This is a genomic window from Undibacterium sp. Di24W (assembly GCF_049340325.1).
Classification (GTDB): Bacteria; Pseudomonadota; Gammaproteobacteria; order Burkholderiales; family Burkholderiaceae_D; genus Undibacterium.
Genome location: NZ_JBMPOP010000003.1, coordinates 74,976 through 93,920 on the forward strand (window position 1 = coordinate 74,976; position 18,945 = coordinate 93,920).

14 protein-coding genes and 1 other RNA gene are annotated in these 18,945 nt (G+C 46.7%); 9 read left to right on the plus strand and 6 right to left on the minus strand.

The genetic code is table 11. The features are described 5' to 3' along the window. The first annotated feature begins 92 nt into the window (after positions 1-92). Positions 93-1,412 carry a TolC family outer membrane protein gene (locus ACO0KZ_RS06665; protein WP_422994017.1) on the plus strand — a complete coding sequence of 440 codons (1,320 nt, stop codon included), beginning with the start codon at positions 93-95 and terminating at the stop codon, positions 1,410-1,412. A 66-nt stretch (positions 1,413-1,478) separates the two neighbouring features. Here ACO0KZ_RS06665 and ACO0KZ_RS06670 read toward each other — a convergent pair whose 3' ends face one another. Then, the gene (locus ACO0KZ_RS06670) at positions 1,479-3,968 is read right to left on the minus strand and encodes an adenosylcobalamin-dependent ribonucleoside-diphosphate reductase (protein WP_422994019.1); all 2,490 of its coding nucleotides are present in this window, start codon (positions 3,966-3,968) and stop codon (positions 1,479-1,481) included. 349 nt (positions 3,969-4,317) lie between these two features. On the opposite strand from ACO0KZ_RS06670, the gene ACO0KZ_RS06675 reads away from it, so the two are divergent. Then, on the plus strand, positions 4,318-4,686 hold the full coding sequence (locus ACO0KZ_RS06675) for a FeoA family protein (RefSeq protein ID WP_422994021.1): 369 nt from the start codon (positions 4,318-4,320) through the stop codon (positions 4,684-4,686). Next, positions 4,683-6,593, plus strand: coding sequence for a ferrous iron transporter B (feoB, locus tag ACO0KZ_RS06680; protein ID WP_422994023.1), 1,911 nt, complete (start codon positions 4,683-4,685; stop codon positions 6,591-6,593). Before ACO0KZ_RS06675 ends, feoB begins: the two co-directional genes overlap by 4 nt. Positions 6,594-6,615: 22 nt before the next feature. Here the strand turns inward: feoB and ACO0KZ_RS06685 are convergent, their stop codons facing one another. The 5 genes from ACO0KZ_RS06685 to ompA all read right to left on the minus strand — a co-directional run bounded on the left by ACO0KZ_RS06685 (position 6,616) and on the right by ompA (position 9,853). Continuing rightward, the gene (locus tag ACO0KZ_RS06685) at positions 6,616-7,035 is read right to left on the minus strand and encodes an SRPBCC family protein (RefSeq protein ID WP_422994025.1); all 420 of its coding nucleotides are present in this window, start codon (positions 7,033-7,035) and stop codon (positions 6,616-6,618) included. 100 nt (positions 7,036-7,135) lie between these two features. Continuing rightward, positions 7,136-7,495, minus strand: a transfer-messenger RNA (tmRNA) gene (ssrA, locus tag ACO0KZ_RS06690). A gap of 82 nt (positions 7,496-7,577) precedes the next feature. Beyond that, the gene (locus ACO0KZ_RS06695) at positions 7,578-8,255 is read right to left on the minus strand and encodes an HAD family hydrolase (protein WP_422994027.1); all 678 of its coding nucleotides are present in this window, start codon (positions 8,253-8,255) and stop codon (positions 7,578-7,580) included. After that, positions 8,252-8,977, minus strand: a complete 726-nt coding sequence (gene ubiG / locus ACO0KZ_RS06700) for a bifunctional 2-polyprenyl-6-hydroxyphenol methylase/3-demethylubiquinol 3-O-methyltransferase UbiG (RefSeq protein WP_422994029.1) — start codon at positions 8,975-8,977, stop codon at positions 8,252-8,254. Before ubiG ends, ACO0KZ_RS06695 begins: the two co-directional genes overlap by 4 nt. 201 nt (positions 8,978-9,178) lie before the next feature. Beyond that, positions 9,179-9,853 carry an outer membrane protein OmpA gene (gene ompA / locus ACO0KZ_RS06705; RefSeq protein WP_422994031.1) on the minus strand — a complete coding sequence of 225 codons (675 nt, stop codon included), beginning with the start codon at positions 9,851-9,853 and terminating at the stop codon, positions 9,179-9,181. A gap of 602 nt (positions 9,854-10,455) precedes the next feature. On the opposite strand from ompA, the gene gyrA reads away from it, so the two are divergent. The 6 genes from gyrA to cmk all read left to right on the plus strand — a co-directional run bounded on the left by gyrA (position 10,456) and on the right by cmk (position 18,849). Next, complete coding sequence (gene gyrA, locus ACO0KZ_RS06710) at positions 10,456-13,101, plus strand: DNA gyrase subunit A (protein ID WP_422994033.1); 2,646 nt, start codon at positions 10,456-10,458, stop codon at positions 13,099-13,101. A gap of 143 nt (positions 13,102-13,244) precedes the next feature. Then, the gene (gene serC, locus ACO0KZ_RS06715) at positions 13,245-14,351 is read left to right on the plus strand and encodes a 3-phosphoserine/phosphohydroxythreonine transaminase (RefSeq protein ID WP_422994852.1); all 1,107 of its coding nucleotides are present in this window, start codon (positions 13,245-13,247) and stop codon (positions 14,349-14,351) included. A 197-nt stretch (positions 14,352-14,548) separates the two neighbouring features. After that, on the plus strand, positions 14,549-15,622 hold the full coding sequence (gene pheA / locus ACO0KZ_RS06720) for a prephenate dehydratase (protein WP_422994035.1): 1,074 nt from the start codon (positions 14,549-14,551) through the stop codon (positions 15,620-15,622). A gap of 184 nt (positions 15,623-15,806) precedes the next feature. Continuing rightward, on the plus strand, positions 15,807-16,715 hold the full coding sequence (locus ACO0KZ_RS06725) for a prephenate dehydrogenase (RefSeq protein ID WP_422994037.1): 909 nt from the start codon (positions 15,807-15,809) through the stop codon (positions 16,713-16,715). A gap of 113 nt (positions 16,716-16,828) precedes the next feature. Then, positions 16,829-18,166 (plus strand): 3-phosphoshikimate 1-carboxyvinyltransferase, encoded by a 1,338-nt coding sequence (gene aroA, locus ACO0KZ_RS06730; protein WP_422994039.1) that lies wholly within the window; start codon positions 16,829-16,831, stop codon positions 18,164-18,166. After that, complete coding sequence (cmk, locus tag ACO0KZ_RS06735; protein ID WP_422994041.1) at positions 18,163-18,849, plus strand: (d)CMP kinase; 687 nt, start codon at positions 18,163-18,165, stop codon at positions 18,847-18,849. The genes aroA and cmk overlap by 4 nt, the downstream gene beginning before the upstream one ends. Positions 18,850-18,945: the final 96 nt, after the last annotated feature.

An 18,945-nucleotide genomic window follows, 5' to 3' on the forward strand; every position in this document is an offset into this window, starting at 1 on the left:
CGCCTGCATTTGATTTATTGACTTCATTTGTTGCTATCTGCGTATAAGTAGATTAACAATTGAAGTGATACTTAATTTTTTCGGAGCATTTTATGCGTAAATCTATTATCGCTAGTGTTATCGCGACCGCGTTTCTTTCCTTTAATGCCGGCGCCAGCGATTTGCTGCAAATCTATAAAGAAGCATTGGTCAATGATGCCCAGTTCAGCGCAGCTCGCGCTTCAAAAGTGGCAGGACAAGAGCGCTCAGTACAAGGTCGTTCAGCCTTGTTGCCACGTGTTGGTTTAACTGGTGGGGTGAATAAAACCCGTTCAGAGTTCGATCCTGATGTTGGTGCGACGGTGAAAAGCACTACCAATGGCAATTCTATGACTTTGTCTTTGAGTCAGCCTTTGTTTAATCTAGGCGCATGGGAAAGCTACGAGCAGTCAAAACTGTCAGTGATCGCGAGTGATATACAATTCGCTAGCGCCGAGCAAGATTTGATGCTGCGCGTTAGCCAGGCTTATTTTGATGTATTGGCGGCAGAAAATACGTTAAAAACTTTGCAAGCGCAAAAAGTCGCGGTTGCCGAACAATTAGCTTCTGCAAAACGTAATTTTGAAGTTGGTACACAAACGATTACTGACACACACGAAGCGCAATCTCAATATGATTTGATTACTGCGCAAGAATTAGCGGGTCAAGGTGATCTGGATGTGAAACGTGCAGCCTTGCGCCAAATTATTGGTAAAGATGCTGGTGACTTGGCAAAGTTAAAAGATGGTGTGCAATTGGCTGCACCAGTGCCCGCGCAAATTAATGACTGGGTCAATAGTGCAGAGAAACAAAATTTTTCTGTCACTGCCTCCCAAGTCGGTTTAGAAGTCGCACAGCGCGAAATCAAAAAGAGCCGTTCGGGTCATTTACCAACGATAGATTTATCTGCCAGCACAGGACGTAGTACTGCAAACTTAGGTGGCTCGACACCATCTGGTGTATCGAAACCAACTAGCATCGGTGTTTCCGTCAATATTCCTATCTTCGCTGGCTTTGGTACTGACAGTAAAGTGCGTGAATCCATTGCTTTAGAAGATAAAGCACGTAACGATCTGGAAACTGCACGTCGTAACGCAGCTCAGGCTGCACGTCAATCTTACATCGGCGTCGTTAGTGGTCTGGCGCAGATCAAAGCATTTGAAGCTGCGGAAATCTCCAGTCAATCTGCTTTGGATTCGACGAAACTTGGCTACCAAGTCGGTGTACGTATCAATATCGACGTTTTGAATGCGCAACAAAAGCTGTCAAACACACGTCAAAGTTTAGCAAAAGCACGCTATGACTCTATTATGAGTGGCTTGCGTTTGAAAGCCGCGGCGGGCACTTTGAAAGAAGCTGATTTAGCAGAAGTTAACGCCTTGTTGACACAATAAAGTTATTCAATTGAAGTCCAATAAAAAACCCGCAATTTGCGGGTTTTTTATTGTCTATCTGTCAGCTTAACCGCATGCCCCCACATATCCGCAAGAAACACAGCGCGAACAGCCGTCGATTTTCTGTAACGCATAGGCGCCGCAGTCAGGACATTTTTTGCCTGTTGCGGTGTAGGTCATAGGAGCTGATTCGGGATCATATGCCAAATCATCCATGCCATAGGCGAGCTGCTTATTTTTGAATTTTTCAGCTAATACGATGATAGGTACTTGATTGCCACCCGCGTCTAAGAAGCCACGTTTCATGAGTATCCGCTGCAAAGAATAACCAATCGCCGCAACTTCGGATTCATGAAACAGGGGCGCTTGTGAACCGTCATCTTTGGTGATCATACCGCAACGTACCGTGCCTTTGTCCCAAACGACTTCGCGCATATCCGCGAGGGCTTTGGCGATGGAGCCACCTGAGCGCGCCGCCATCGAAAGCAAACGCATGCTGGCAGATATCCATTGCTGACCATCGTTCTTTTGACCAGCTGGCATGAAGAACTCAAAGGGACGTTCTATGGTTGCTAACTCGCCGCCAACCATGCCTTGGATGTGAATGAAGCTGACTGTCAGATACACAGTTTTTTTGCCTTCATAGGTCATGTATTGAACTTTGGATGTCACTGATTCGAGATCGCCGAACGGACGTCCATCAAATTGTTTGCGCAGTAGATCGTCATCTGGCACGGTTTTGACAGCGGGTGCTGCGGTTTCAGTGCTGACAGACAATACGCTACCAAGAATATTGTTAGGACGATAGGTAGCCAGTCCTTTTAGTCCTGCGCGCCAGGCATCCATATATAAATTTTGGAAATCCGCATACGGATAATCTGCCGGTACGTTGACGGTCTTGGAAATAGCAGAATCGACATAAGGTTGCACCGCTTGCAGCATTAGCATATGGTCATTCGCGGACATGTTTAGAGCAGTGACAAAGGCGGGCGGTAATTTACTATCGTCTGATACGTCATTACCCAAATGGCGATACAAACGCCAGGCATGATCTGCAACTTCATAAATTTTACTGTCCCCTACCGCCATGCGTTTTTTGCGGTTGTAAACCCAGGAAAATGCGGGTTCGATACCGTTCGAGGCATTGTCGGCAAAAGCTAAAGTAATCGTGCCAGTCGGGGCAATTGAGAGTAAGTGCGAGTTGCGCAAACCATGTTGGGCGATTTGTTGACGTAAACTATCCGGCAGGCGTTTTGCAAAAGCGCCTTGCAAATACTGTTCATTATCGAATAGAGGAAATGCGCCTTTTTCTTTTGCGAGTTCGACTGAGGTTTGATACGAGGTATTACGCATCGCTTCCGCAACCTGGGTTGCAAATGCGCGTCCTTCAGCAGAATCATAACGCAAGCCCAACATCACCAATACGCTGCCTAAACCTAAGAAGCCCAAGCCGACACGGCGCTTTGACATAGCTTCATCTTGTTGCTGCTGCAACGGCCAAGCGGTGGCATCGAGCACATTGTCCAGCATACGGGTAGCAACACTCACGACAGCTTGAAATGCTTCGAAGTCAAAACTGGCTTGTTCAGTAAATGCCGACTTAGCGAAGCGTGTTAAATTGATAGAACCGAGACAGCAGCAACCGTAATCTGGCAAAGGTTGTTCGCCGCAAGGATTGGTGGCTTCGATGGTTTCGCAATAGTGCAAATTGTTTTCTGCGTTGATGCGGGATAAAAACAGAATCCCAGGCTCAGCATGGTCGTAAGTCGACTTCATGACTTCATCCCACAGATCACGCGCTTTCACTGTTTGGTATACCCATAGCCCTTGCTCATTTTGATACGCGCCGTTTTGCTTTTTGTCGTCGCTAGGTTCCGCTTTGTGAGTCAATAAAAAATCACCATCACTGGCGACTGCGTTCATAAACGCATCGGTGACGCCTATCGAAATATTAAAATTGGTGAGGCCACCTTGGTCTTTGGCGTGAATAAATTCCAAAATATCAGGGTGATCGCAGCGTAATACGCCCATTTGTGCACCACGTCTAGCTCCGGCCGATTCAACGGTCGAGCACGAGGCATTAAACACTTGCATAAACGAGACCGGACCGGAAGCGCGAGATCGTGTGCCTCTCACCAAAGCATCTTTTGGTCGTATCGTCGAGAAATCGTAACCGACACCGCCGCCGCGACGCATAGTTTCTGCCGCATCCGACAGGGCGGTGTAAATACCGGGTTTGCCATCGGTGGTGCTGGAGACTGAGTCGCCCACCGGTTGTACGAAACAGTTGATCAAGGTGGCGTGTAAATCCATACCAGCGGCGGAATTAATCCTGCCTGCAGGCACGAAGCCATTCTTTTGTGCCCATAAGAATTTCTCTTCATAGTAGGCTTGGAAGTCTGGTGCTTCTACGCTGGATAGCGCTTTGGCGACTCGCGCCTGCACGTCGTGGATGGTCGCTTCCTCGCCTTTGGCGTATTTTTCCAAAAGGACATCGAGGGAAATTTCTTGTGGTGACATATCAGTCAATCCTAGGATTTTGTCGTTGGCATTCATGCTATTTTTTTCGTGGAAGGAGATCGGAGAGTGATGCTTTGCAGCAGAAATTAACGCCCCATTATAGACCTCTACGCAGTTTTTTCCTTGACTCTTCTCAATTAGAAAATAATGATTTTTAAGTAATTTTTTTTGCTATTGAGGCTACTCCTATTGTGCATTCAAGTCGAAAAAAGGGCCGGGATCATCAGTATTTTTCGAGACACTTTGAAAAATGGCAGGTTTATTGATTTAAGTTAAGGGTTTCGACCCTATGAGTAGGTCGACTTTGATTTACATAAGAATGATTCTCGTTTATAGTTTTGTCTTGAAACAAGTTTCCTAATTGATTGCGACCCAGTCTAGCACTATGAACTCCATAAATATTGATATGGCAACCCCTGCTAATTTCACCAAATCTGCACTGGCAACTCCGCTGCAGTCGCCATCGCTGACTATTTCGGCTGAGGTGAAAAAGCTAGCGGATACTGCGATTGGAGAAAAATGTGTGGTACGCCAATTGGTCGCCCCGTCCGGAATGCCAGAATGGCTGACACAATTGGAAGACATCGGTTTTATCGCAGGGGAGCCAGTCACATTGATGGCACGCGGTGCGTTTGGCGGTGATCCTTTGGTGGTTCGAATCGGCCTTTCCACTTTTGCTCTGCGTAAAGCCGAAGCGGCTTGCGTGTTGGTCGATGTACTACAAGATTCTTCCGTAAGCAAGGTCGCTGCATGAAGCAAGTGAAACCCGCAGTCGTACACTTTCATGCGAGTGGTCCCTTAGTTGCCTTGGTCGGCAATCCCAATTGCGGTAAAACTGCCTTATTCAATTTACTTACCGATAGCAAACAAAAAGTCGCCAACTACGCTGGCGTGACGGTAGAGCGCAAAGAAGGGCGTTTTCATACTGCTGCGGGTAAAATCTTGCGCGTACTGGATTTGCCCGGCACATATAGCTTGCATCCACGCTCTCCTGACGAACGCGTCACTCATGATGTCCTTTACGGTAACGCCGTAGGCGAAAAACGTCCTGATTACGTGGTGTGTGTGGTGGATGCCACCAATTTACGGCGCGGTTTGCGCTTAGTTATCGCGGTGCAGCGTCTTGGTATCCCGTGCATGGTGGCACTAAACATGACGGATATGGCGGAGCAACGCGGTTTGCATATTGATGAGCAGGCACTGGCGAGCGAGTTAGGCATTCCGGTAGTACGCACGGTTGGGATCAAGCAAGGTGGTGATCTCGCTCTAAAAGCCATGTTAGATGGTTTTCAAACAATAAATCAAACATCGGAAAGTCATGCACAGCTTGATGAGAGTGACCCTGCAACTAAGTCACATACCGATTTGGACCATGAGCGTGTGCGTCAGATTTTGACGAAACTGGATTTAGATGAAATAGTCCCACATAACGCCAGCGATAAGATTGATCGTGTCGTACTACATCCCGTGCTGGGGCCGATATTATTGGCGATTATCTTATTTTTGGTATTCCAAGCCGTGTTCGCCTGGGCAACCGTGCCTATGGATTTGATTAAAGCGGGCACAGAATGGCTGGGTGCAAGCGTCTCTAATCTACTGCCTGAAGGCTGGGTCCAAAGTTTGATCGTCAACGGCATCATTGCGGGTGCCGGTGGTGTGATTGTATTCTTGCCACAAATTCTGATTTTGTTCTTCTTCATCTTGATATTGGAAGAGTCTGGCTACTTGCCACGAGCCGCCTTCTTACTGGATCGCCTGATGGGCGGCGTTGGTTTGTCGGGACGTTCTTTTATTCCTTTGTTATCCAGTTTTGCTTGTGCAATCCCAGGCATCATGGCTGCACGTACGATAGCCAATCCACGTGATCGCATGGTGACGATTATGATCGCGCCTTTGATGACTTGTTCAGCGCGCTTGCCAGTTTATGCCTTATTGATCGGTGCTTTCATTCCGCAACGCGATGTTTGGGGTATTTTTGAATTGCAAGGATTGGTTTTGTTCGCCTTATATTGCGCAGGCATTATCGGTGCATTGGGAGTTGCTTGGGTTTTGAAACGCTTTACGGCGCAAAGCCAGATTCGTACTTTAATGATGGAATTGCCGAGCTATCACTTACCAACGATTCGCAATGTGTTGATCGGCTTGAAGCAGCGTGTTGCGATTTTTATGAGTCGCGTGGGTGGCATCATTTTGGTGTTGACGATCGCCTTATGGTTTCTTGCCAGTTACCCTGGAGCACCCGCAGGCGCAACTGGAATGCCGATTGAATATAGTTTTGCTGGGTACATCGGTAAAGCTTTGGCAGTTGTGTTTGAGCCTATTGGTTTTAACTGGCAAATCAGTATTGCTTTAGTGCCGGGTATGGCAGCACGTGAAGTTGCAGTGAGCTCCTTAGGAACTGTATATGCCTTGGCGGCAGCAGGCAGTGATACGGCAGAAGCACTCGCACCTTTAATTGCACAACAGTGGAGTATTGCAACCGCTTTGTCACTATTGGCATGGTATGTCTTCGCGCCGCAATGCTTATCTACATTGGCAACAGTCAAGCGCGAAACGGGTGGTTGGAAAATGCCTATGATCATGATGAGTTATTTATTTGCACTCGCTTATCTGGCGTCGTTCATCACTTACCGAATCGCACTCGCTTGTGGCTTGGGCTAGCTAAGATCAGAGCTACATCAATTTAAACAAGCTGGGCGAGATTTTCTAAAATGTCCGTCCAGCCTTGGATTACACTGGCTTCATACTCTGCCCACACGCCTTCGTGCACAAGGTATAAAACACAACCAGACTCGGATTCGCTAATGTTGAGCATGACGTTGGTCGCAGGAAAAGGATTACCACCAAAACTAAAACGCAGATGCTGTGGTCTGTCGATCTCCAAATACTGACCCACGTGCTCCGCATCGACACCGTTTCTGACCTCGATAATACAAAATTTGCCGCCAACGCGCGGATCGATCTCCACCGTTTTCATCACGCCAGTTGGTGTCGCAAACAAAAATTTCCTCGCTTTTTGCGGATTTAGCCAAGCATCAAAAATGGCCTCCGCGGAAGCAGTAAATTCGCGTGATACGCTCACGATGACTGTGGCTTGGAGCATTTTGGTTCCCTTTTTTCTCCCCCGGCGGAGGCCAGTTCGATTCCTGCCGATCCAATGAAAAAAAGCCATCCAAAAGAAATTGGATGGCTTTTTTGAATCTTGGTGGAGTCGGCGGGAATCGAACCCGCGTCCAAGAGCACTCTACAGACAGTTCTACATACTTAGTGCTGTCATTTAATTTAATCTTGACGACGCGGACGCACACGCTGCGGCAAAACGAGTTACCTATTATTTAGTTCCAAGCTAAGTAACCCAACTTGAGACGATTCCCTATAAATGACTCTAAGCTGTTACCAGCCCGCCCTAGGGAAGAAGCGGTTAAGAGTTAGCGAGCGATTAAGCTGCTAATGCGTACGAGTTATCGTTTGCAGTTATATATTTCTGATTGTATTTACGAGGTAGTCAGGCCTCGGTATGCCCTGCGCTGCTTTGCAACCCCTGTCGAAACCAGGTCGACCCCAAAGCGGTACTAAGTATACTCCATATGAGGCAAGTGCTCCAAGTTTCAAGCCCCAATTCGGTTTATAAATTCAATGTGTGATTTATGCCGCTTGTGTTTGCAATATCTTGCCTCGGACTAATTCTAATAATTCCAATGGTGAATCAAGTATGGCGTCGGCTTTCCAGTGTGTTGGTTCAGTCGCTCCGCAATAGCCCCAGGCCGCAGCAATGCTAGTCATGCCGGCAGCTTGTGCTGCTTGAATGTCGCGCAAATCATCACCTACATACCAGCATTCAGATGGTTTGACATTAATTCTTCGTGCGGCTTCTAACAGTGGCTCTGGGTGTGGTTTTGCATGTGCAGTGGTATCACCGGAAATGACGCATGCTGCATTTTCTAACCCAATTTGTGGAATCAGAGGGTTGGTAAATCGTTCTGCTTTATTGGTAATGATGCCCCAAGTCAGGTTTAATTGACCAAGTCCATTTAGTAATTCTTCGACACCCGAAAATAGTTGACTGTGTATTGCAATCGCAGCTTCATAGTTAGCAAGAAACTCTAAGCGCATTGATTCATAGTCAGGGTGTTCTGGCGTAATTTGAAACCCAGCGCCTATCAGGCCACGCGCACCGGCGGAAGCAAATGGCCGTAAGCTAAGATAGGGTGCTGGATCCAATGCGCGTTTCGTACGCATTAAGTTGACGGCAGCTGCGAGGTCAGGTGCTGTATCGGCAAGTGTGCCATCTAAATCGAATAGAACTGCTTTTGGTGTGATCATAATGGGCGAGTGCAGGCGACTAAATAATTTACGCTAGTGTCTTGATTTAGTGAGTAAATTTTGGTTAAAGGGTTATAGCTCATGCCTTTCATTGCGTCGACAATGAGTCTTGCATTGCGGATATCCTGTGTTAATTCAGCTGGTGTGATGAATTTTTCGTAGTCATGAGTTCCCTTGGGAAGCATCTGTAGCAAATATTCGGCGCCAATGATGGCAAACAGATATGCTTTGGGATTGCGGTTAATAGTAGAGAAAAACACTTTCCCTCCGGGCTTAACTAATTTTGAGCAAGCGCGAATCACGGATGCTGGGTTGGGGACGTGTTCCAACATTTCCATACAAGTTACAACATCGTATTGACCTGCCTCACGTTCTGCCATGTCTTCGGCAGCGATTTTTTCGTAGTGAACTTGTACGCCGGATTCTAGGCTATGTAAGTCGGCCACTTTTAATGCTTTATCTGATAAATCTATACCAGTCACATCAGCTTTTTTCTTCGCCATGGATTCAGCCAAAATCCCGCCACCACAGCCGATATCAATAACTTTCTTGCCAGCTAAAGGTGCTAAGTTATTGATCCACTCTAGCCTTAATGGATTAATCTCGTGTAAAGGTTTGAATTCTGAGCTGGGATCCCACCAGCGATGAGCCAAATCGCTGAATTTTTGAATTTCAGAAGGATCGACGTTGATGTTTGTTTTATCGGGAACGATTGTTGACATGATAATTCTTGGCAGTGGTGAGAATAAACACAACTGAGCGACAAGTGCGAGCGTATCAATTGTGAAGAAATTGGCGTCATTTTAAAGCAAATAAGGATGAAAATTAATTTCACCAGTGTTGCACGTGAAAGAAACTGAAACTTTCTTGAGCGGCCATAAAAAAACCCGCCGAAGCGGGTTTTTGTCTAAGTAAATCTAAAATTACTTAGTGATCGTGCGTGTACCAACCACTTCGATTTCAACGCGGCGGTTTTTAGCGCGGCCTTCTTTAGTTTTGTTATCAGCAACTGGCTGCTTTTCGCCTTTACCTTCGGAGAAAACACGTTTTGCATCAATGCCACGGCTGATGATGTAAGCTTTTACTGCCTCAGAGCGACGGATAGACAATTTTTGATTGTATTCGTCTGTACCAACAGAGTCAGTGTGACCAACCGCAACGATGACTTCGAGATTAACATCTTTTAATTTAGATGCCATGTCGTCTAATTTAACTTTAGCTTCTGGTTTCAAGATTGCTTTGTCGAAATCAAAGAACGCGTCAGCTGCAAACGTGACTTTTTCAGATGTAGGAACTGGCGCTGGTGCAGGAGCTGGCGCTGGTGGCGGTGGTGGCGGAGCTACCGGCGCTGGTGGCGCTACTGGCGCTTTAGGTGCCGGTGGCGCGAGTGGTAAATCGCAACCTGCTACCGCATCTGCTGGGGTGTAATACCCTGTGCGCCAGCATAAACCGAATGGATCACGAACGATTACGCCACGTGCGTCTTGTACGTAGGCGCTATATGGTGTGTTTGCTTTGATGTCAGTGATAGTTTGAGCAGATGCCGAAAACGTGGCAACGGCACTAGCTGCAATCGCGAGCTTGACTAAAAGTTTCATATTTTTTCCCTCGGTTGAGAATATACGCAGAAAACTGCGTTAAAAGATGCAAAAGTGCAAATGCAAAGAACATAAGTATAGAATTTTAACACGTGCTGGATGACATGACTATGACAAGCACCATGATGTAAAGAAATTTTTCAATTGACTTGTGCAATGCGGCGAATCGATTTTGCCATAAGTCGACTTCGGAACATTGAAATGAATTCGATTGAAAACGCAGGAGTTGATGCTTTTGTCTTTTTTTGACAACATGATAAATATGTTTTTTGAAAGTTTCAGGCTTGTGATCTTTTAGGTAATTAAAGTGAAAGTCGTCAATGGACTATTTCTCGTATTTTTAATGGCTTTTTTATTGTCGAATTTAACGGCTCGTATGGGCGTTTACAAAAACGGTGATATAGCAGGGTAGCCGTGCTAAAATGAGCAGTTCAAAACTAAATGCCGCTGCTGTGACAACACACAAATAAATTAAGTAGGTTGTGACTTGATAGCGTCGATGTAGTTAATAGTCGCAGGTCTTCCGCCAGCCTTGTGCTGGCTTGTTATTTTAACCAAGCTTACTGCTGTATTTTTAAGCACTTAGACAAGTCTGACCGCCAATGGATCAATTCGCAAAAGAAACACTCCCGATTTCCCTTGAAGAAGAAATGCGCAAGAGCTACCTCGATTACGCCATGAGCGTTATCGTTGGCCGTGCTTTGCCGGATGTGCGTGATGGTTTGAAGCCCGTGCATAGACGCGTTTTGTTCGCGATGCATGAAATGAATAATGTCTACAATCGCCCATTCGTCAAATGTGCGCGTGTGGTCGGTGAAGTCATGGGTAAGTATCACCCGCATGGTGATGCTTCAATTTACGACACCTTGGTACGTATGGCACAGGATTTCTCCTTGCGTTACACCTTGGTCGATGGGCAGGGTAACTTTGGTTCTGTCGATGGTGATAACGCCGCTGCGATGCGTTATACCGAGTGCCGCTTAGATAAAATCGCGAATGAAATTTTGGCGGACATCGACAAAGAAACCGTTGATTTCGTGCCTAACTATGATGGAAAAGAAAAAGAGCCATCCGTATTGCCAACCCGTATTCCGAATTTGTTGATTAATGGTTCGTCGGGTATCGCGGTTGGTATGGCGACGAACATTCCGCCACACAATATTACTGAAATCATCAATGGCGCTTTGCACGTATTGCGTAATCCAGAATGCACGATTGATGAATTGATTGAGATTATTCCTGCACCAGATTTCCCGACCGCTGGTTTGATTTACGGTGTTTCTGGTGTGCGTGACGGTTATCGTACTGGTCGTGGTCGCGTCGTGATGCGCGCCAAGACACACTTTGAAGAATTTGGTAAAGAAGGTCGTACAGCGATTATCGTTGATGAGTTGCCATACCAAGTCAATAAAAAATCCTTGTTAGAGCGTATCGCTGAAAACGTACGTGACAAAAAGCTCGAAGGTATTTCTGATATTCGTGATGAGTCCGATAAGTCGGGTATGCGCGTTGTGATTGAATTGAAGCGTGGGGAAGTGCCTGAGGTTGTGTTGAATAACCTGTACAAGCAGACTCAATTACAAGACACTTTCGGTATGAATATGGTAGCGTTGGTGAATGGTCAGCCGAAGCTGTTGAACCTGAAGCAAATGTTGGAATGCTTCTTGTCGCATCGCCGTGAAGTGGTTACACGTCGTACCGTTTTTGAATTGCGCAAAGCGCGCGATCGCGGTCATGTGTTGGAAGGTTTGGCGGTCGCATTAGCGAATATTGATGATTTCATCGCGATTATTAAAGCCGCGCCAACACCACCGATTGCGAAACAAGAATTGATGACGCGTGCCTGGGATAGCTCCATGGTGCGCGAGATGTTGACGCGCACTGCGGCGGATAATCCAGTCGGTATCGAAGCTTTCCGCCCAGAGAGTTTGCCTAAGCATTACGGTATTCAAACTGATGGTTTGTACAAATTGTCCGACGATCAAGCGCAAGAAATTTTGCAAATGCGTTTGCAACGTTTGACGGGTCTTGAGCAAGATAAGATCGTTAATGAATACAAAGACGTGATGGCAGAGATCGCCGATCTTTTGGATATTTTGTCTAAACCAGAACGTGTGACTGTCATCATCACGGATGAAATGACAGCCTGCATGAATGAATACGGCATCGGCAATAAAGACGCACGTCGTTCAGAAATCGTTTTGAATGCGACTGATCTTGAAACAGAAGATTTGATTACACCTGTCGATATGGTTGTCACCTTATCGCACACGGGTTATATGAAGTCGCAACCATTGTCTGAATACCGAGCGCAAAAACGCGGTGGTCGCGGCAAGCAAGCGACAGCGACAAAAGATGATGATTGGATTGAGCAATTGTTCGTTGCGAACACGCACGATTACATCTTGTGCTTCTCGAATCGCGGTCGTTTGTATTGGTTGAAAGTGTGGGAAGTGCCACAAGGTTCACGTAATTCACGTGGCAAACCGATTGTCAATATGTTCCCATTACAAGACGGTGAAAAAATCACGGTGATCTTGCCATTGTCTGGCGATAACCGTACTTTCCCTGAAGATCATTACATCTTCATGGCGACTAGCTTGGGTACAGTCAAGAAAACTGCATTAAATGATTTCAGTAATCCACGTAAAGCCGGCATTATCGCTGTTGATTTAGATGACGGTGACTTCCTGATCGGTGCCGCATTGACCGATGGTAAACATGATGTGATGTTGTTCTCCGATTCTGGTAAGGCCGTACGCTTTGATGAAAATGATGTTCGTCCTATGGGCCGTACTGCTCGTGGTGTGCGCGGTATGAATCTGGAAGAAGGTCAGCAAGTGATCGCTCTGTTAGTCGCGGAAAATGAACAGCAATCTGTCCTGACTGCAACCGAAAATGGTTTCGGTAAACGTACGCCAATTACGGAATACACACGTCATGGCCGTGGTACCAAAGGCATGATCGCAATTCAAACTTCTGAGCGTAACGGTAAAGTTGTTGCCGCCACTTTGGTTGAGCCAACTGACGAAATCATGTTGATTACGACAGGTGGTGTTTTGATCCGTACTCGTGTTTCTGAAATTCGTGAAATGGGTCGTGCGACACAAGGCGTGACTTTGATTGCAGTCGAAGATGGCACTAAACTTTCTGGCTTGCAGCGTATTGTTGAAACTGATGCTGATCCAGAGATCGAAGGCGCTGAAGTAAGTGGTGACGCAAGCGGTGATGCAGCTGTTGAAGAATAAACCTAAGCTGGGCACGGTTTGTTTGTCCACGCGTTACGGTTAAATTACTTCGAAAAAAATTATCTAAAATGTCCGACATTGGTCGGACGCGTGGGCACGAAAAACGTGCCCACCCTACGCTTGAATACAACGGTTTAAAGACCATGAATACGATCTACAATTTCTCAGCCGGCCCTGCCGTGTTACCCAAAGAAGTCCTGCAACAAGCCGCGAGCGAGATGTTGGATTGGCGTGGTAGTGGCATGTCGGTGATGGAAATGAGTCATCGTGGACCTGAGTTCATGTCCATCTTGGCTCAGGCGCAGGCTGATTTGCGTGAATTGTTGAGCGTGCCTGCCAACTACAAAATCTTGTTTTTGCAAGGTGGTGGCCTCGGCGAAAACGCGATCATTCCTTTAAATCTGGTGGGACGCAAAGCGCAGCCCGCGACGGTTGATTTTGTCCACACAGGTTCCTGGAGCGGCAAGTCGATTAAAGAAGCAAAAAAGTATGCTAATGTGAATGTCGTCGCGTCCAGTGAAGGCACTGGTTTTGATTGTGTGCCAGATCCATCTACTTGGAATCTATCAAGCGATTCCGCTTATGTGCACCTCTGTACGAATGAGACTATCGATGGTGTTGAATACCATTTTGTTCCTGATGTAGCGCAGCAAACTAATGGCGCGCCATTGGTTGCCGACATGTCTTCCCACATTTTGTCACGCGTTGTCGATGTGTCGAAATATGGGGTGATTTTTGGTGGCGCACAAAAAAATATTGGACCGGCGGGTTTGACGCTGGTCATTGTACGTGAGGATTTATTGGGCTCGGCGTTGTCGATTTGCCCCTCTGCATTCGATTGGAAAATCGTCGCAGATAACGACTCCATGTACAACACGCCACCAACCTATTCCATCTATATTGCCGGCTTGGTCTTTCAATGGCTGAAACGCCAAGGTGGTGTCGCGGCGATGGAGCAAAAGAATATCGCCAAAGCGAGTTTGCTGTACAACTATTTGGATAGTACCGATTTCTATGTCACACGCGTTGCCAAAGAATTTCGCTCGCGCATGAATGTGCCTTTTTATTTGAAAGACGAATCCTTGAATGCTGCATTTTTAGCGGCAGCAAAGGAACGCGGTTTGTTGCAATTAAAAGGGCATAAATCAGTAGGCGGTATGCGCGCCTCGATTTATAACGCAATGCCGATTGAAGGTGTGCAGGCATTGGTCGCGTTTATGTGTGATTTTGCGTTGAGCGATAGTAAATAAAACTTGGACTAAATCAGTCCAAGTTAGTAAAAATAGTCGACATCATCAGTCCTTTCTTCGCATGGTATCCACCATCACCTAGAAACCGTGGCGCTGATGAATCAAGTCAAAAGCTTGAATAAGATTGAGCATATTTTTTTAATTTTTCAATTGCGCCATATGTGCAGTTGGTCGAAAAACGGTTTTTAGGTTTTCAAATGAACGACAATAAATTACTCCCCCTGAGAGAGAAAATTGACGCCATTGATGCGGCGATTTTGGAATTGTTAAATCAACGCGCCATGGTTGCGCAAGAAGTTGGTCACGTGAAAGCCGAAACCAACGCGCCTGTGTTTAGACCGGAGCGCGAAGCGCAAGTTTTACGCAATATGGCAGCGAAAAATACGGGCCCTTTGCTCAATGAGGATATCCAATTGATTTTCCGTGAAGTGATGTCAGCATGCCGCGCTTTAGAGCGCCGTGTTGTGGTGGCATTCTTGGGTCCAGTAGGCACCTTTAGCGAGCAAGCAGTTTATAAACAATTCGGTCACGCGATCGAAGCTTTACCTTGTATTTCCATTGATGAAGTGTTTCGGGCTACCGAAGCTGGTACGGCAGATTTTGGTGTCGTTCCAATTGAAAACTCTTCGGAAGGGGCAATCAATCGTACTCTAGATTTGCTCTTGCAAACTAGCTTAGCTATCAGTGGTGAAGTGGCGATTGCTGTTCAACATAGCTTGATGAGTAAATCCGGCACGATGGAAGGAGTGACGCGTATTTGTGCGCACTCACAGGCTTTGGCGCAATGTCAGGCTTGGCTCAATCAACACTACCCGCATGTCGAACGCCAAGCAGTGGCATCGAATGCCGAAGCAGCACGCATGGCGTCCGCTGATTACAGTGTTGCTGCGATTGCCAGCGAAATCGCAGGGAATCAATACAACCTTGGCATTGTTAGCGCGCATATTCAGGATGATCCGCATAATCGTACAAGATTCGCAGTAGTCGGGCGTTTGAATACGACTCCTAGCGGTAAAGATCAAACCTCCATCGTGCTCGCTACGCCAAATAAAGCTGGCGCGGTTTACAACTTGTTGGCACCATTATCAAAGCATGGCGTCTCGATGACGCGTTTTGAATCACGGCCTGCGCGTACGGGTAATTGGGAGTATTACTTTTACGTTGATGTTGAAGGGCATGTGATGGACGCTAAGGTGAAAGCTGCGATGGAAGAGCTCAATCAAGATGCTGCGTTTTTTAAGATTCTGGGGTCGTATCCTTGTACGGTTTAAGCACGCTTAGGCGTGCTTGAATTCCTCTTGGTTGTCGTTCCCGTGAAGGCGGGAATCTAGTGTATTCCCTGAATAACGAACAACGCTGAGCTCGTGCCTTTGCCGGGGCGGCAATTAAATTACCCTAGGCTTCTAGCCTGAAATGATTTGAGTTGATACAGAGATGGAAAACCAAGCGACGCGAATGCGTCCACTTTTCAATAAGATAGTCTTGATCGGCGTTGGCCTGATCGGTGGATCTTTCGCTTTATCTTTGAAAAAGGCACAAGCGGTCGAGCATATTGTCGGTGTAGATCGACATCTGACCTCTTTGGAGACTGCAAAACTGCTTGGTATCATCGATAGTTTTACTCACGATATGGCGTCCGCCGTCGTTGATGCAGATTTGATCGTGATCGCCACACCCGTTGCACAAACCGCCAAAATACTTAGCGCGATTTATCCTTACTTGCAAGCAAACACGATTGTGACGGATGCCGGAAGTACGAAGGCTGATGTGGTATTGGCGGCGCGACATTCTTTGGCAGAAAAGATCTCGCAATTTGTGCCAGCCCATCCGATTGCAGGGCGTGAGAAAAATGGTCCAGAAGCGGCGATTGATGATTTGTATGTCGGTAAAAAAACCGTTATTACAAGCTTGCCAGAAAATTCCGATCAAGCGGTCGAGTTAGTGGCGCAAGCTTGGCGTTTATGTGGTGCGATTGTTCATCATTTAAGCCCTAAAGAGCACGATCATGTTTTCGCTTCGGTCAGCCATTTGCCGCATTTATTGGCGTATGCGCTAGTCGACGATATCGCGGCAAAACCGCATGCAGACCGTTTGTTTCAATATGCTGCCAGTGGATTTCGTGATTTCACCCGTATTGCTGGTTCATCACCAGAAATGTGGCGCGACATCAGCTTGGCGAATCGTGATGCAATTCTGGAAGAACTTGATTCCTATTGCCTTAAATTGACACAATTGCGCGCTAGTTTGGAAGCCAGTGACAGCCTTGCTTTAGAAGCGATTTACAGCCGTGCACAAACAGCTCGCGTCAATTGGATTGCGGCAATTGAGGCAGCAGAGGCTCAGAATAAAGATGGTGGCGATTAAGGTTGTTTTAGTAAGCTGCGCCGTGCGAACCTAAGTTTCGCTTGTTTGAAAAAAAGCTACGCATTGTGCGTCCTTGTAGATTAAATTCTGTAGTGAAATTATTGAGAAAAAGCATGAAAGAACATAGCAAACAATATCCGCATCACCTCGATTTGCATCCAGTCATGAAAGTGCAAGGCACAGTGCGCTTGCCCGGCTCAAAAAGCATTTCCAATCGGATTTTGTTATTAGCCGCTTTAGCCAATGGCACAACGCAGATTCACGACTTGTTGGCATCGGACGACACCTTGGTGATGTTGAATGCTTTGCAAAAACTTGGTGTGCATTGGACGCAAGAAGGCGACTCACACAATTACACAGTGACCGGCGTTAATGGCGTTTTTCCAAATCATCATGCTGATTTGTTTATGGGTAATGCGGGCACAGCAATTCGCCCTTTGGTTGCAGCACTGGCAGTCTTGGGTGGCGATTACACCGTGCATGGCGTGGCGCGTATGCATGAACGTCCTATCGGTGATCTGGTGGATGCCTTAAATGCTGTTGGTGCACAGATTGATTACACCGGCAATCCAGGTTATCCACCATTGCATATCAAACGTGGCCATATTCATGCACAAAAAATGCAAGTGAAGGGGAATGTTTCCAGCCAATTCTTAACCGCTTTGTTGATGGCTGCGCCCCTCGCGGCACGTCACAGGAACGTGGTGATTGAGGTCATTGGTGATTTGATTTCTAAACCTTATATCGAAATTACATTGAACTTGATGGCGCGTTTTGGTGTGGAGGTTGTGCGCGATGGCTGGCAACGATTCACGATTGAGGCTGGTCAACAATATGTGTCGCCAGGGGTGATTTATGTGGAAGGGGATGCCTCATCGGCATCGTACTTCTTGGCTGCAGGTGCCATTGCGGGCGGTCCAATTCGAGTTGAAGGTGTAGGTAGGAACAGCATACAAGGCGATGTGCGCTTCGCCGAGGCTTTAGAAAAAATGGGTGCTAAAATCACCATGGGCGACAATTGGATAGAGGCTGAAACGCAGGGCGCCTTGCATGCCATTGATATGGATTTCAACCATATTCCTGATGCAGCAATGACCATTGCGATCGCTGCTTTGTATGCGAATGGCACTACAACTTTACGGAATATCGAAAGTTGGCGTGTCAAAGAGACGGATCGAATTGTGGCAATGGCAACAGAATTGCGCAAACTCGGTGCGATCGTTGAGGAAGGTCAAGATTTTATGACCGTTACGCCACCTCCACAGCTTGCGCCAGCGACTATTGATACTTATGATGATCACAGGATGGCGATGTGCTTTTCCTTGGCGACTTTGGACGGTGTCGCACGACGCGGTGCGGCAATGCGGATTAACGATCCTAAATGTGTTGCTAAAACGTTTCCGGAATTCTTCGAGGCTTTTGTTAAGATCAAACACGAGGACTTATTTTGAATGATTTAGTCAAATCCCCTGTTATAAGTATTGATGGTCCAACCGCGTCTGGTAAAGGTACGGTCGCACATCGTGTTGCCAAGCAGTTAGGTTTTCATTATCTCGATTCTGGCGCACTGTATCGTTTGACTGCCTTGTCAGCAATACGTCATGGGATTGATTTGTGGGAAGAACAGCAAATAGCCGATTTGGCACGAGCGTTACCATGTCGTTTTGAAAAGGGGCACGTTTTTCTTGCCGATGACGATGTCACAGATGCAGTTAGGGAAGAAGCAATTGGTGTTTCTGCATCAAAAATTGCGGTTTTACCCCTAGTACGCAAAGCTCTGGTTGAGTTGCAAGTGTCATTTCGGCAAGCTCCAGGTTTGGTCGCAGATGGGCGCGATATGGGGACGGTGATCTTCCCAGATGCCATGCAAAAAGTCTTTTTGACAGCAAGTGTAGAAGCGCGTGCAAATCGTCGCTATAAGCAATTGATTGAAAAGGGTTTTCCTGCTAATATGGAAGACTTGGTAAAAGATTTGGCAGAACGTGATGCTCGCGACATGGCTCGCACAGAAGCGCCTCTCAAACCCGCACCAGGCGCGTTTATACTCGATACATCTCATATCACTGCGAATGAAGCAGTACATCAGATCCTCAGTCTCTACGCAATAGCGTTAAGAAATCAGAAATCAATTTAGTTCGTCTGCTGAATTGCTCGAACAATTCTTAACGCGTTTTTAGTTCCCATTTAGTTTTTACTTCAATGGAAAATCAAAGTGGGGTTGTTTAACCCA